Raw genomic sequence first — 14,510 nt, forward strand, 5'->3', positions numbered from 1 at the left:
TCTCCTGTGTGGTCCGGGAGTGCCGGGCCGTCTGGGGGTGGCGGTCAGGGTCGGCTGCGGCCGAAGACCAGCGCCAGCTGGGCGCGGTTCGGGAGTCTCGGCTGCTGCCAGAACAGCCGGGCCAGCCGGGTCCAGTAGTACAGCCGCCGCACGAGTGGCTCGGCGCGGGCCAGCGGCGCGAGCAGCGGCGGCGGCACGTTCATGACCCCGCCCGGCGTGAAGGACAGTTCCGAGCCGCGCAGCCGCGAACGCCACACGCGGGTCTGGCCGCCGGGCAGGTCTAGGATGGGCACGACCGACCAGGTGTTCCAGGGCATGTGAATCTTGCGGAACACGTGCGACACCGCGCCGCCCTGGATGACCGGTTCGTTCAGTTCGGCCATGTGCACGTTGCCCAGCCCGAAGAAGGTCCGCCCGCTGCGGGGCTGCACGATGTGCGAGTGATGCCCGATCAGGTGATCGGCGCCCAGCGCGTAGACCTCCCGGGCGACTGCCACCTGCTGCGCGGTGGGGACCGGGCAGTCCTCGTTGCCCCAGTGCAGGCACACCACGACGCTGACGCAGCCGAGCGCGCGCGCCCGCGCCACGTCCGCCTGCACGCGCGCCGGGTCGTACAGGGCGATGCCCCGCCCGCCGGTCTGCGTCAGCGGCCGGCACGATGGGTGCGCGTACGACAGCAGGCCCACGGCCGCCCCGCCCGCGTGCACGACCAGCGGGTTCCCGTAGTGATCCTCGGCCGAGCCGAAGCCGAAGTGAGCGATGCCTGCGGCCGACAGGGTCCGCAGGGTTTCGTCCACGCCCTCCTCGCCGTAGTCGAGCAGGTGGTTGTTCGCCAGGCTGACCGCGCGCACGCCCAGGTCCCGCAGCAGGGTCACGTGCGCCGGGTTCGCCTTCAGACAGATCTTGCCCTCGGCGCGCTTCGCGGCGTGCGTGAGGGGCGCTTCGAGGTTCGCCACCACGAACCCCGCCGGGAGGGACGAGCGGACGCTCAGGGCGGCGCACTGCACGTCCCCCAGGAAGATCAGCGGCGTGTCTTGACGGGTCATATGGTCTCCTTCGTGGCGGGCGACACGCGCCCATCCACCCGGCGCACCAGCAGCAGCAGGTACCCGGTGAACACGGCATTGATGCCCACGCTGATCACGCAGAACGCGATCACGAGCAGGTCCGCGTGGCCCACCCACAGGCCCGCGCCCGCCACGCCGCCGCGCGTCAGCAGGATGAACACCTCACAGATCAGGATCTGCCGCTGCTGACCCAGCACCGTGGCCGCCACGTTCGCCGGGATGTTCAGCAGCATCGAGGCGTACCACAGCACCACGGCCGGCAGGTACTGGTCCTGCCCGCGGAAGACCTGCGCCACGAGCGGCAGACGCTGCGCGATCAGGAACAGGGCCAGCACCGCCGCGGCCACCGGCACGAGTTTCAGCGTGTCCCGCACCACCACGCGGTGTAGCGCGCCGCCCTCCTGCGTGATGCGGCGGTAGCGCATGGCGTTGAACTGCCGCAGGGTCTCCCCCAGCGTGGACTGCGCAGTGGACGCCAGCCGCTGCGCGTACGCGAACTGCCCCAGGACCGTCAGGCCGAAGCGGGCCAGCACGAACGACAGCACGTACTGCGACACGAAACTCAGCACCGACTGCGGCGTCGCGTGCCACACGTAACGTCCCAGCACCTGCCGCCGCTGCTCGTCCGTCAGGTCCGGCGCGGCGCGCCACACGGCCCGCAGCCGCCCGCCCAGCAGCAGTACCGGCAGCGCGAACGACAGCAGGTACGCCAGCGCCAGCGCCGACGCGCCCCCCACGCGGCTCAGGCTGACCATCAGGGTCAGGAACAGCGCCGCCTGCGTGACGCGCGTGACCGCCACCCACCCGCCGGCCTCCTGCGCCAGCAGCGTCGAGAACAGCAGCTGGTACAGGGTGTACGCGCCCGCCGTGCCCACCAGCCACAGCGGCAGCGGGGCCTCCGGGCGGCCCAGCCCCGCCAGCGCCGCGGCGGCCACAGCAGCCACGGCGGCCAGCACGGCGGCGTGCACGGCGGCCCGGCGCAGCGCCAGCCGCAGCACCGAACCGGTCGCGCCGGCCGTGACGTCCAGCAGCGCCGTTTCCAGCCGCACCGAGATCAGCGGCTGCAGGATGAACGTGCTGGCCATGATCAGGCTGAACTGCCCGAAGGCCGCCGCCGAGTAGAACGACGGGATCAGGAGGATGCCCAGGAACCCCAGCAGCTGCGCCGACAGCTGCCCGCCCAGCAGCGCCGCGAACGTCCGCCCGCGCGCGCCCGGCGCGACCCGCCGCAGCGCCGTGAGAGGCCCACTGACCGGCAGCATCTCAGGCGGTCTCGGCATGAATCTGCATCTTGCTTTCGGGAATCAGGTCCCGCATCAGCTGCCGCAGCGACCCGTAATCCTCCCGGCGGGCCAGTTCCTCGAAGTGCGCGAGGTGACTGGTCATGAATTCCGGCGCGGGCTCGTGCGGCCGGACCACGAAGATCTCCTCGTTGGTGGTCGCCTCCAGCGTCTCCTCGTTCGTGAGGAGTTCCTCCGTGAGTTTCTCGCCCGGGCGCACCCCGGAGAACACCACGTCAATGTTCCGGGCGCCGGACAGGCGGATCACGTCGTGCGCCAGGTCCACGATCCGCACGGGCGCGCCCATCTTCAGGACGTACACCCGGCCGTTCTGCGCCAGTCCGGCCGCCTCCAGCACCAGGCGGGCCGCTTCGGGAATCAGCATGAAGTAGCGGGTCATGTCCGGGTGCGTGACCGTCACCGGGCCGCCCGCGCGGATCTGCGCCAGGAAGGTCGGCACGACGCTCCCGCGGCTGCCCAGCACGTTTCCGAAGCGCACGGACACGAACGCCTGGTCCGGCTGGGCGCGCTGCGCGGCGCAGGCGACCACCATCTCCGCCAGGCGCTTGGTGGACCCCATGACCGACGTGGGGCGCACGGCCTTGTCGGTCGAGATGTTCACGAAGCGTTTCACGCCGAACTCCAGGGCCAGCGACACGACCGTGCGGGTGCCCAGCACGTTGTTGTACAGCGCCTCGCTGGGGCTGTCCTCCATCAGGGGCACGTGCTTGTGCGCGGCGGCGTGAATGACCACGTCCGGCCGGAACCGCTCGAACACCGTGCGCAGGTGCGAGGCGTGCCGCACGTCCCCGATGATCTCCACGTGGTCCACCTCTGGCCACTGGCGCAGCAGTTCCTGCTGAATGCTGAAGATGCTGTTCTCCCCCCGCCCGAAGAGAATCACCCGCCCGGGCCGGAAGGGCATCACCTGCCGCACGATCTCCGACCCGATCGAGCCGCCCGCGCCGGTCACCATGACGGTGCTGCCGGTGAGGTAACTGCTGATCTCCTCGACGTTCAGGTGCACGGGCTTGCGGCGCAGCACGTCCTCGAGGTTCACGTCGCGGATCTGCGCGATGTTCACCTCGCCGCTCAGCAGTTCGTACATGCCGGGAATGATGCGGTGCGGCAGCCCGGCGTCCCGCGCGCGGTCCACCACTCGCCGGATCTGCGGGCCGTCCGCGCTGGGCATCGCGATGATCAGCTCGTCCGGATGCACGCGCGCCGTGACCTCCGGCAGCTGCTCTATGGTGCCCAGGACGGGCACGCCGCAGTGCAGGCTGCCCTGCTTGCGCGCGTCGTCATCCACGAACCCCACCGGGACCATGCCCTGCGCGGGGTGGCGCAGCATCTCCCGCACGACAATGGACCCCGCCTCGCCCGCCCCGGCCACCAGGACGCGGCGCATGGGGCTGAGCACCTCGGCGCGGGCGCGCTGCTCCGTACGGAACCGGACTGTGGTGCGTAGCCCGCCCAGCAGCGTGAAGGCCAGCAGGCCGTCCAGCAGCGGCACCGTGATGGGCACGCCGCTCACCAGCAGGGCCACGCCCAGCATGAGCCCCGTGCCCACTGCCACGCCCCGCGCGAGTTGCCGCAGGTCCCGCAGGCCCACGCGGTGCCAGCTGCGCAGGTGGAAGCCCGCCGAGTAGATCACGGCCGCCTTCACCAGCGCCGCCACGCTCAGGTACAGCAGCAGCGGGTGCAGCGCGCCGCCCTGCACGCTCTCAAGCCGCAGCACGAACGCCAGGTACCCGGTCAGGCTCCAGAGGCTCAGGTCGATCAGGAAAATCCAGAATCTGTGCATGCGGGGCACCTCGCTTCATGGGAGAGCGGCAGACGACGGCGGTGCCCCGCACCCTAGAGACAGGGGCGTTGAGCAATGGTTAAAAGAGCGGCCGGTGATGGAACATCATGCGAAATTCAGAAAGGTTTCATGCAGCTGCCCGCCTGCACCCGGCGGCCCCACCCGGACCGCCCACCAACCCGCGCCCGGCGTCAGGCACGCCACCGCCAGCCGGTGGGCCCGCAGCGTGAACAGGATGTTGAGCGGACCCGCACTTGACTCTGCCGCGTCCGCCGGGCACCCTGAGGCTCATCCACCACCGCGCGAAGCGCACCGCCCTGAGTGGCCCGGGGGACCGACCCGGACGTGCCGGCCACCGCCCCCCCGTGAGGTCCTTCCCCTATGACCGACGTCACCTGGCTGGCCCCCGACGACCCCCGCTGGTCGGAGGTTCTCGCGCGCGTCCCCCACGACACGTACCACCTGCCCGGCTACGCGCGGGCCGCCGCGTGGCAGGAGGGCGGACGCGCCACCGCCTTCTGGAGCCGCGGCATGGGCGGCGAACTCCTCGTGCCGCTGATCATCCGGCCCGTCCCGCAGCGGCCCGGGTGGTTCGACGCCGTCTCCCCCTACGGGTACCCCGGGCCGCTGTGGCGCGGCGCGGCCGGCCCGGCCCAGCGGGCCCACTGGGCGGCGTTCGAGCAGGCCTGCCTCGCCGAGCGGCTGGTCAGCGTGTTCCTGCGCCTGCACCCCTTCCTGAGCAGCGCCGCCGACCCCGCCCAGGTACCCGGCACGCACGTCATGCACGGCGACATCTACGCCGTGGACCTGCGCCACTCCGACGACGAGTACCAGCGGCACATCCGCAAGAGCCACCGCCGCTTGATCCGCCGCCTGGAACACGCCGGATTCCAGATCGTGATGGACGACTGGACGCACTTCAGCGGCTTCCTCACGCTGTACGGGCAGACCATGCGCCGGTTGCAGGCCAGCCGCTACTACCACCTGAGCCCGGACTACTTCGCCACGCTGCGCCGCGAACTGCCCGAACACCTGCACCTGATCTCCGCCGTCGACCCCACCGGGCGGCTCGCGGCGGCCGGACTGCTGCTCAGCTGCGGCGGCGCCGTGCACTGCCACCTGGGCGGCGTGGACGAACCCTTCGTGACGAACAACCCCACCCGCCTGATCGACGCGCAGACCGTCCGCCTGCTGCGCGCCCAGGGCCGCACGCTGCTGAACCTGGGCGGCGGACTGGGCGGCGAGAACGACTCCCTGGCCGAGTACAAACGCGGCTTCGCCACCCACACGTACCCGTACGCCACCTGCCGCGTCGTCGTGAATCCGGCCGCGTACGCGCAGTTCAGTGCCGCCGCCGGGCACACGGCCTTCTTCCCGGCGTACCGCGCGCCCACCATGCCGCCCAGCCTCTGACGGTAAGGGCCGCCGCACCGGCCTGCCCCGCTGACGCCCCCGCGACTCCTGAAGTCCGGGGGCACCGTTCTGACCCGGCGGGCTGGGTGGTGGCGCGTCACCGGACGCCCGGGGTGCCGGGCGCCAGCCTCTTGACGTGGGCGGGACCCCCGCCGCGCGGCTCCCAGGTCCGCACGCCTGCTGTCCGCCCGGACGTGTCACCGGTCACCCGGCGCTCCGGTATCGGGCTGATCTGCCCACTCGGTGGCGTCCCAGTGCACATTTACGTTTGTTCAACGCCGTCCTCATTACCGTGACGCTGTCCTCACCTCAAGGCCCCGGCATGCCGCCGGGGCGCGGCACCCACCGGCCCACCCCGCACAGCCAAAAGGAGCGGCGCGATGAACACACCAGCACTGGAACGGCCCACCCCGCACCCCCGGACGGGAGGCGCACACCCGGCGGCGCCGCTCGCGCAGGTGACCATCATCGGCTCCGGGTACGTGGGCCTGAACACCGGCGCGGTCCTGGCGTACCTGGGACACCCGGTGGTCATGGTGGACCGCGACGAGCAGCGCGTCCGTGACCTGCAGGCCGGGCAGCCCGTGATCTTCGAGGTGGGCCTGCCGGACCTGCTGAGTCAGACGCGCGCCCAGACGACGTTCACTACGGACCTGCGCGCGGGCGTCCGGGACGCGCAGGTGATCGTGATCGCGGTGGGCACGCCCCCCACCGCCTCCGGTGACGCGGATACCCGCGCGGTGGAGCAGGCCGCCCAGGAGATCGCCGAGGGCCTCCAGGACGGGCAGCGCTGCGTGGTGGTCGTGAAATCCACGGTGCCCATCGGCACGAACCGCCGCGTGAAGTCCGTCATTGACCGCGTTCTGCACGCGCGCGGGGTGCAGGCGCAGGTGCACTATGCGTCCAACCCGGAGTTCCTGCGTGAGGGTATGGCCCTGCACGACACGCTGTACCCGGACCGGGTGGTGGTCGGCTCGGACGACCCGGAGGCCCTGAGGGCCCTGCAACAGCTGTACACGCCGATCCTGGAGCAGACGTTCACGCCCCCGCCCGGCCTGCCCCGCCCGGATCACAAGCCGCTGCCCACCCTGATGAGCACGGACGCGACGAGCGCCGAGCTGGTGAAGTACGCCTCGAACGCGTTCCTGGCCGTGAAGATCAGTTTCATCAATGAGGTGGCGGGCCTGTGCGAGAAAGTCGGCGCGGACGTCAGCGAGGTGGCGCGCGGCATGGGCATGGACATCCGCATCGGCGCCGGGTTCCTTCAGGCGGGCGTCGGCTGGGGCGGCAGCTGCTTTCCCAAGGACGTCCTGGCCCTCCAGGCGGTCGCCGCGGAGTACGGGTACACCCTGCCGATCGTGCAGGCGGCCGGGGAGGTCAACCGCCGCCAGCGGGCGCACATGCTTGAGCGCCTCCAGGACGCACTGAAGGTCCTGCGGGGGCGTCAGGTGGCGGTGCTGGGCCTGACCTTCAAGCCCGGCACCAGCGACCTGCGCGAGTCGCCGGGCCTGGACCTCATCCAGCAGCTGCTGCGCCGGGGCGCGCACGTACGCGCGCACGACCCGGTCGCGCTGAGCGGCGCGCAGGCGCTGTACCCGGACCTGGACCTGGACTGGACGCCCAGCGTCGAGGCGGCCCTGAGCGGCGCGGACGCCGTGCTGCTGGCCACGGCGTGGCCGGAGTACCTGCACCTGGACTGGCTGGACCTGACGCGCCGCATGCGGACCCGCGTGGTGCTGGACGGCCGCAACGCGCTGCCCGCCGAACTGCTGCGCCAGGACGGCGTGGCGTACATGGGCGTGGGCCGATGAGCGCCGAGGATCTGTTCCGGTCGCACGCGCTGGTCACCGGGGGCGCGGGCTTCATCGGCAGTCACCTCGTGGACCGGCTGCTGGCCGAGGGGTGGCGGGTGACGGTGATCGACAATTTCGACCCGTTCTACGATCCGGCCATCAAGCGGCGGAACGTGGCCGAGCATCTGAACCACCCGGCGTACCAGCTGATCCCGGCGGACCTGCGCACCGACCCGGCCGAGCTGAGGCGGGCCATCCGCGGGGACGTGCACGTGTGCGTGCACCTGGCGGCGCTGGCGGGCGTGCGGCCCTCGTTCGCGCGGCCCACCGAGTACCTGGACGTGAACGTGGTCGGCACGCAGAACATGCTGGAACTGGCGCGGGCGCTGGGGGTGCGGCAATTCATCTTCGCGTCGTCCAGCAGCGTGTACGGCACGTGCCCGTCGGTGCCCTGGCGGGAGGACGAGCGGAACCTGCACCCGATTAGTCCGTACGCGGCGAGCAAACTCAGCGGTGAGCTGCTGGGGCAGGTGTGCGCGCACGTGTACGGCATCCGGTTCGTGGCGCTGCGGTTTTTCACGGTGTACGGCCCCCGGCAGCGGCCGGACCTGGCCATTCACGCGTTCGCGCGGCGGATGCTCAACGGGCAGCCCATCAACGTGTTCGGCAACGGGCACAGCCGGCGTGACTACACGTACGTGCGGGACATCGTGGACGGGATCGTGCAGGCCATCGAGTACGACCTGGAGCTGTTCAAGGTCATCAACCTGGGCAACAACCACACCATCAGCCTGATGGACATGATCGAGGTGCTTGAGGACGTGCTGGGCGTGCGCGCGCACCTGCGACACCTGCCCGAGCAGTTCGGGGACGTGCCGCAGACCTGGGCGGACGTGGAGGTCGCGCGCCGGCTGCTGGGGTACGCGCCGCGCACGCAGTTCTACGACGGGGTGCAGGCGTTCATGACGTGGTTGCGTGAGGATCTGGCGCTCAGTCCCCTACCGCAGCCGCACTCGGGGAGCAGCGCGTGAAGGGCGGGCGCACGGCGCTGTTCCTGCCCGGCCTGCACGGCGGGGGCGCGGAGCGCGTGATGGTGCAGCTGGCGGCGTCGCTGGCCGCGCGGGGGCAGGCGGTGGACCTGGTGGTCGCCTCGGCGGTCGGGCCGTACCTGAAAGACGTTCCGCCGCAGGTGCGGCTGGTGGATCTGCGCGCGGGCCGGGTTGTACTGTCCCTGCCGCGCCTGGTGGCGTACCTGCGCCGCACGCGGCCGCGGGTGCTGCTGTCCACGCTGGAACACGCCAACGTCGCAGCGGTCCTGGCCGGGCGGATGACCGGCGTGCCGGTGGTGCTGCGCGAGGCGAACGTCCTGCACCGCAGCGCCGCCGGCCTGCGGGCGCGGCTGCTGCCCGCCCTGATGCGCGCCGCCTACCCGCGCGCGCAGCACGTGGTGGCCGTGTCGGGCAGCGTGGCGCAGAGCCTGCGCACGCTGGGCGTCCCGCCCGGCCAGGTCAGCGTGATCGACAATCCCGTCATCACGGCGCAGTTCCCGGCGCTGCTGGCCGCGCCCCTGGACGACCCGTGGTTCCAGCCCGGAAGCCCGCCGGTGGTGCTGGGCGCGGGGCGGCTGGAGCTGCAGAAGGATTTCGCCACGCTGATCCGGGCGTTCGCGCAGGTCCGGGCGGCGCGCCCAGCGCGTCTGATCATCCTGGGTGAGGGCCAGGACCGCGGGCCGCTGGAGGCCCTGATCCATGAGCTGGGCGTGCAGGACGACGTGCGCCTGCCCGGATTCCGGGCGGACATCCTGGCGTTCATGGCGCGGGCGCACACCTTCGCGCTGACCTCCCAGTTCGAGGGTCTGCCCGGCACCCTGATTCAGGCGCTGGCGGCCGGGTGCGCGGCCGTGGCGACCGACGCGCCGGGCGGCTCGCGGGAGGTCTTGCAGGGCGGCTCGCACGGGCACCTGGTGCCGGTGGGGGACGTGTCGGCGCTGGCCTCGGCGCTGCACGCCACGCTGGACCGCCCCCGCCCGGGCCCGCCGGGAGGCGGGGCTCTGGACCGCTACCGCGAGGAGGTGTCCGCCGAGCAGTACGTGCGCGTGCTGGACCGCGCCGCGGCCGGGAACCCGCCCGGGTGTGCGGAGCGGCACCTGGCGCTGCTCGTGACCAGCCTCTCGTACGGGGGCGCGCAGACGCAGGTGGTTGAACTGGCCCGGCGGTTCCGGGCGCGCGGCTGGCGCGTGACGCTGCTGTCCATGCTGCCGCCCGAGGCCTTCGAAGAGGACCTGCGCCGCAGCGGCATCGAGGTGGTCTCGCTGAACATGCGCCGCGGGGTGCCCAGCGTCCGCGCGTGGTGGCAGCTGGTGCGCTGGCTGCGGCGCGAGCGGCCCAGCACGCTGCACAGCCACATGGTGCACGCCAACCTGCTGGCACGCCTGGCGCGGCGGCCCGGCCGGGTCGGGCAGCTGATCTGCACCGCGCACAACATCATCGAGGGCGGGCGGACCCGTGAACTGGCGTACCGGCTCACCGATCCATGGTGCGACCTGACCACGAACGTCAGCCGGGCGGCCACGCAGCGGTACGTGCAGGTGGGCGCCGTGCCCGCCGGTCAGATCCTGTACGTGCCCAACGGTGTGGACCCGGCCACGTTCCGCCCCGACCCGCGGCGCCGCCACGAGACCCGCGCGGCCCTGAAGCTGGGCGGCGCGTTCACGTGGCTGGCTGTGGGCCGCTTCGAGGACGCCAAGGATTACCCCAACCTGCTGCGCGCGTTCGCGCAGGTGCAGGCGGGGGCGCCCGGCGCGCAGCTGCTGCTGGTCGGCGATGGCCCCACCCGCCCGGCCGCGCAGGCCCAGGTGCGCGACCTGGGTCTGAACGCCCACGTGCAGTTCCTGGGCCTGCGCGGGGACGTGCCGGCCCTGATGAACGCCGCGGACGGGTACGTGCTGTCGTCCCGCTGGGAGGGGCTCCCGATGGTGCTGCTGGAAGCGCTGGCGAGCGGGCTGCCCATCGTGACGACCGACGTGGGCGGCACCCGTGAACTGGTGCGGCCGGGCGGCGGCCTGCTGGTGCCGCCCATGGACAGCGGCGCGCTGGCCCGCGCGATGCTGCACCTGATGACCCTGCCCGCCGAGCAGCGCGCCCGCTGGAGCGAGCAGGGCCTGCACCTGATGCAGGAGGAGTACGCCATCGACGAGGTGGTTCGCACGTGGGAGGGCCTGTACGAGTCCCGCGCCGGAGGGCACCATGCCTAAACTGCTGATGGTCACCACGATTCCCGAGACGCTGGAGTCGTTCCTGCTGCCCTACGCGCTGCATTTCCGGCAGAGCGGCTGGCAGGTGGACGCCCTGGCCGGCGGGTCCTTCGAGCCCTTCCCCTGGCGCGAGACGCATTTTCATCACACGCATCAGGTCACGTGGTCGCGCTCGCCGCTGCACGCCGGGAATTTCCTGGGCACGCCGGGCCGCATCCGGCAGCTGGTGCGGCGCGAGGGGTACGACATCGTGCACGTGCACACGCCCGTCGCGGCGTTCGTGACTCGCATGGCCCTGGGCAGCCTGCCGCGCGCGCAGCGCCCGCGGGTGGTGTACACCGCGCACGGCTTTCACTTCCACCCGAAGGGCCGCCCGCTGCGCAACGCGGCGTTCGTCACGCTGGAGTGGCTGGCGGGGCACTTCACGGATGACCTGGTCGTCATGAGCGAGGCGGATGAGGCGGCCGCCCGGGCGTTCGGGCTCGTGCCGCGCGGGCACCTGCACCGCATGCCTGGGATCGGCCTGGACCTTCAGCACTACAGCGCCGAGCCACTCCCCCCGGCCGCCCTGGTGGACGCCCGGCGCGGCTGGGGGGAAGGCGGCCGCCCGTACCTGCTGGCCGTGGCGGAATTCATTCCCCGCAAGCGGCACGCGGACCTCCTGACCGCGTTCGCGCGGCTCGGTCCGGAGTGGCCGCAGTTGCAGCTGGCGCTGGCCGGGCGGGGCGCGCTGGAAGCTGACCTGCGCGCGCAGGTGCAGGCGCTGGGCCTCACGGACCGGGTGCATTTCCTGGGGTTCAGGCGGGACATTCCCGCGCTCCTTCAGGGCGCGGCGGCCGTGGTCCTGACCAGCGAGCAGGAGGGCCTGCCGCGCTGCCTGCTGGAAGCCATGAGCGCCGGGACGCCCATCGTGGCAACCCGCATCCGGGGCGTGGTGGACCTCCTCGAGGGGCAGCTGGGCCTGATGTACGACGTTGGGGACGTGAACGCGCTGGAGGCGGCCCTGCGGGACGTGCTGCGCGACCCGGCAGCCGCGCAGGCCCGCGCCCAGGCGGCCCGGGCAGGCATGCTGCGCTACGACGTGCAGCACCTGATTCAGCTGCACGAACACCTGTACGCGTCAGCGCCCGCCACCGTGCGCGCCGGGGTGCGCCATGCCTAGCGCCGCCCGGTCCCCCGATCCGTACCGGGGCAAACGGCTGCTGGACGTGCTGGTGGCCGGCACGCTGCTGCTGCTGACCTGGCCGGTCCTGCTGCTCATCGCGCTGGCCGTGCGGGTGCAGCTGGGGTCACCCGTGCTGTTCCGGCAGGTGCGGCCCGGGTTTCAGGGCGCACCGTTCACCCTGCTGAAATTCCGGACCATGCGGGACCTGCGGGACGCCAGCGGCGAACTTCTGCCGGACGCCGCACGGCTCAGCCGCTTCGGGCAGTGGCTGCGGGCCACGTCCCTGGACGAACTGCCCGAACTGCTGAACGTGCTGCGTGGGGACATGAGCCTGATCGGCCCCCGGCCGCTGCTGCTGGAGTACCTGCCCCGCTACGACCGCGAGCAGGCCCGCCGGCACGACGTCCGCCCGGGCCTGACCGGCTGGGCCCAGGTGAACGGCCGCCACGAGCTGAGCTGGGAGGACCGCTTCACGTTGGACGTGTGGTACGTCACGCACGCCAGCCTGCTCCTCGACCTGCGCATCGCCCTGCGCACGGCCACGCAGATCTCCCGGCGCGCCGGGGTCCGCCCGGCCGGCCATCCAGACACCACTGACTTTCTCGGGACCGCCCCGCACCTGTCACGCCAGCTGGTGCCCGCCCCCTCTCACCAAAGGACTCAGCCATGACGTACGCCATGCCCCTGCCCACTGAACCGGACGTTCGACTCCAACCTGACCTGCAGATGGCCGCGGCGGACATCAATGAGGATGACATCCAGGCGGTCATGGGCGTGCTGCGTTCCGGGCGCCTGGCCCTGGGGGACTGGGCGGGCATCTTCGAGCAGCGCGTGGCGGAGTTCGTGGGGGTCCGGCACGCCATCTGCGTGAATTCCGGGACGGCGGCGCTGCACCTGATCGTGCGGGGCCTGGGCCTGGGCCCGGGGGATGAGGTGATCGTCCCGTCGTTCACGTTCGCCGCCAGCGTGAACGCGCTGCTGTACGAGGGCGTCACGCCGGTGTTCGCGGACATCACGCCCGACACGTTCAACCTCGACCCGGCGGACGTGCGGGCGCGCGTGACCCCCAGGACCCGCGCGGTCATGGTGGTGGACGTGTTCGGCCACCCGGCCCCCTGGGCCGAGCTGGAGCAGGTGGCCGAGGAGTTCAACCTGATGCTGCTCGATGACTGCTGCGAGGCGCTGGGCAGCGCCATCGGCGAGCGGCGGCTCGGCTCGCTGGGCCGGGCGGGAGCGTTCGCGTTCTACCCGAACAAGCAGATCACCTCGGGCGAGGGGGGCATGATCGTCACCAACGACGACCAGCTGGCCCAGGCGGCGCGCAGCATGGCCAATCAGGGTCGGCCCGCCATGGGTGCGTGGCTGGAGCACGAGCGGCTGGGCTTCAACTACCGCCTGGATGAGATGTCGGCCGCGCTGGGCGCGTCGCAGATGCAGCGGCTGCCGCAGCTGCTTGCGCGCCGGCGCGAGGTGGCGGCCCTGTACACCCGGCGGCTGGCGCCGCTGCCGAACGTGCGGGTGCCGGTCACGCGGCCCGGCGTGGTCGTCAGTCCCTTCGTGTACGTGGTGACGCTGACCGGGACCGCCCCGCACCGCGATGAGGTCATGAAGCGGCTGGCTGCGCAGGGTGTGCCCAGCCGCGGGTACTTCGCGCCGCTGCACCAGCAGCCGTACATGCAGGGGTACGCGGCCCCGGCGTGCCTGCCGGTCACCGAGGACGTCTGCGCCCGGACGATTGCCCTGCCCTTCCATCATCAGCTGGGCGAGGCGGACATCGAGCGGATCGCGCAGGCGCTGCAGGTTGCGGTGGCGGTGAGCTGAATGCGCTGGGCGGGACCGTTTGCGGCCAGGCGCCACGCGGGCCTTCCGGGCGGCGCCGGCCCGGTCGGGGCGCCCCTGCCGGCGTCCGCGCCGGTCCCAGCGGCCCGGCCCGCACTGCGGACGCCCGCGTGGCAGAAGCGGGCGCTGGACGTGGCGGTGGCCGCGCCCGGGCTGCTGCTGCTGTCGCCGGTGCTGCTCGTGACGGCCGCGCTGGTGGCGGGGTCCGGGCCGGTGTTCTACCGGCAGACCCGGGTGGGGCAGTGGGGCCGGCCGTTCCGCATCTGGAAGTTCCGGACCATGGCCGTGCAGGCGGCGGCGCTGCCGGGCACGCCGCATCTGACTGTGGGGCACGATCCGCGGGTCACGCGGGTGGGGCGCTGGCTGCGGGCCACCAAGATCGACGAGCTGCCGCAGCTGCTGAACGTGCTGCGCGGTGACATGAGCCTGGTGGGACCGCGGCCGGAGGTGCCGCACTACGTGCAGCTGGCGCCGGACGTGTACGGCCGGGCGCTGCATCTGAAGCCGGGGATCACGTCGGTGGCGTCCCTGGTGTACCACGATGAGTCGGGGTACCTGGGTCAGTTCGGCGACGCGGCCGAGCGGGTGTTTCTGGAGCAGGTCGTGCCGCACAAGGTGGAGCTGTGCGTGCAGTACGCCGCGGGCGCCACCCTGTGGGACGACGTGGTCCTGATGCTGCGCACGGCGCTGCGGATGTTCAGGCCGCCCCGGTGATCTGGGGGGCGCAGGCCGGGCTGCGGCGCCCCGCACAGCACCAATGGGGGTGTCTCAGGAGGCGGCCGTGAGGGTATCCTGTATGGGCTCAGCTAGACACAGAAGTCAGGGGTCAGCGGGTCGGGGCCGCCTGAAGGGTGTGCGTCTGGCCGGGCTGTACCGTGAGGGTTCCGCCGTGAAAG

The 14,510-nt window shown here is 72.1% G+C and carries 11 protein-coding genes; 8 read left to right on the forward strand and 3 right to left on the reverse strand.

Translation table 11 applies throughout. From position 1 onward, the window contains the following. Positions 1-44 precede the first annotated feature (44 nt). From IEY63_RS15105 to IEY63_RS15115, 3 genes are read right to left on the reverse strand one after another with little or no spacing between them, the layout of a single operon-like run. Positions 45-1,046, reverse strand: a complete 1,002-nt coding sequence (locus tag IEY63_RS15105) for a CapA family protein (protein WP_189069828.1) — start codon at positions 1,044-1,046, stop codon at positions 45-47. Further along, on the reverse strand, positions 1,043-2,347 hold the full coding sequence (locus IEY63_RS15110; RefSeq protein ID WP_189069829.1) for a hypothetical protein: 1,305 nt from the start codon (positions 2,345-2,347) through the stop codon (positions 1,043-1,045). The genes IEY63_RS15105 and IEY63_RS15110 overlap by 4 nt, the downstream gene beginning before the upstream one ends. After that, on the reverse strand, positions 2,331-4,151 hold the full coding sequence (locus IEY63_RS15115; RefSeq protein WP_189069830.1) for a polysaccharide biosynthesis protein: 1,821 nt from the start codon (positions 4,149-4,151) through the stop codon (positions 2,331-2,333). The genes IEY63_RS15110 and IEY63_RS15115 overlap by 17 nt, the downstream gene beginning before the upstream one ends. Before the next feature lie 381 nt (positions 4,152-4,532). Between IEY63_RS15115 and IEY63_RS15120 the strand changes: the two genes are divergently transcribed. The 8 genes from IEY63_RS15120 to IEY63_RS15160 all read left to right on the forward strand — a co-directional run bounded on the left by IEY63_RS15120 (position 4,533) and on the right by IEY63_RS15160 (position 14,328). Further along, positions 4,533-5,564, forward strand: a complete 1,032-nt coding sequence (locus IEY63_RS15120; protein ID WP_189069831.1) for a GNAT family N-acetyltransferase — start codon at positions 4,533-4,535, stop codon at positions 5,562-5,564. 380 nt (positions 5,565-5,944) lie between these two features. After that, entirely contained in the window at positions 5,945-7,375 is a 1,431-nt protein-coding gene (locus IEY63_RS15125) for a UDP-glucose dehydrogenase family protein (protein WP_189069832.1), read from the forward strand. Next, complete coding sequence (locus tag IEY63_RS15130) at positions 7,372-8,388, forward strand: NAD-dependent epimerase/dehydratase family protein (protein WP_189069833.1); 1,017 nt, start codon at positions 7,372-7,374, stop codon at positions 8,386-8,388. Before IEY63_RS15125 ends, IEY63_RS15130 begins: the two co-directional genes overlap by 4 nt. Next, positions 8,385-10,610, forward strand: coding sequence for a glycosyltransferase (locus IEY63_RS22280; protein ID WP_229784740.1), 2,226 nt, complete (start codon positions 8,385-8,387; stop codon positions 10,608-10,610). Before IEY63_RS15130 ends, IEY63_RS22280 begins: the two co-directional genes overlap by 4 nt. Beyond that, positions 10,603-11,772 carry a glycosyltransferase gene (locus IEY63_RS15145; RefSeq protein WP_189069834.1) on the forward strand — a complete coding sequence of 390 codons (1,170 nt, stop codon included), beginning with the start codon at positions 10,603-10,605 and terminating at the stop codon, positions 11,770-11,772. Before IEY63_RS22280 ends, IEY63_RS15145 begins: the two co-directional genes overlap by 8 nt. Beyond that, positions 11,765-12,445, forward strand: coding sequence for a sugar transferase (locus IEY63_RS15150; protein ID WP_189069835.1), 681 nt, complete (start codon positions 11,765-11,767; stop codon positions 12,443-12,445). Before IEY63_RS15145 ends, IEY63_RS15150 begins: the two co-directional genes overlap by 8 nt. Beyond that, a complete protein-coding gene (locus IEY63_RS15155) occupies positions 12,442-13,596 on the forward strand; it encodes a DegT/DnrJ/EryC1/StrS family aminotransferase (protein ID WP_229784741.1) in 1,155 nt (384 codons plus the stop codon). The genes IEY63_RS15150 and IEY63_RS15155 overlap by 4 nt, the downstream gene beginning before the upstream one ends. After that, entirely contained in the window at positions 13,597-14,328 is a 732-nt protein-coding gene (locus IEY63_RS15160) for a sugar transferase (protein ID WP_189069836.1), read from the forward strand. Positions 14,329-14,510: the final 182 nt, after the last annotated feature.

The sequence above is a fragment of the Deinococcus radiotolerans genome, from assembly GCF_014647435.1.
In the GTDB taxonomy this organism is placed as follows: domain Bacteria; phylum Deinococcota; class Deinococci; order Deinococcales; family Deinococcaceae; genus Deinococcus; species Deinococcus radiotolerans.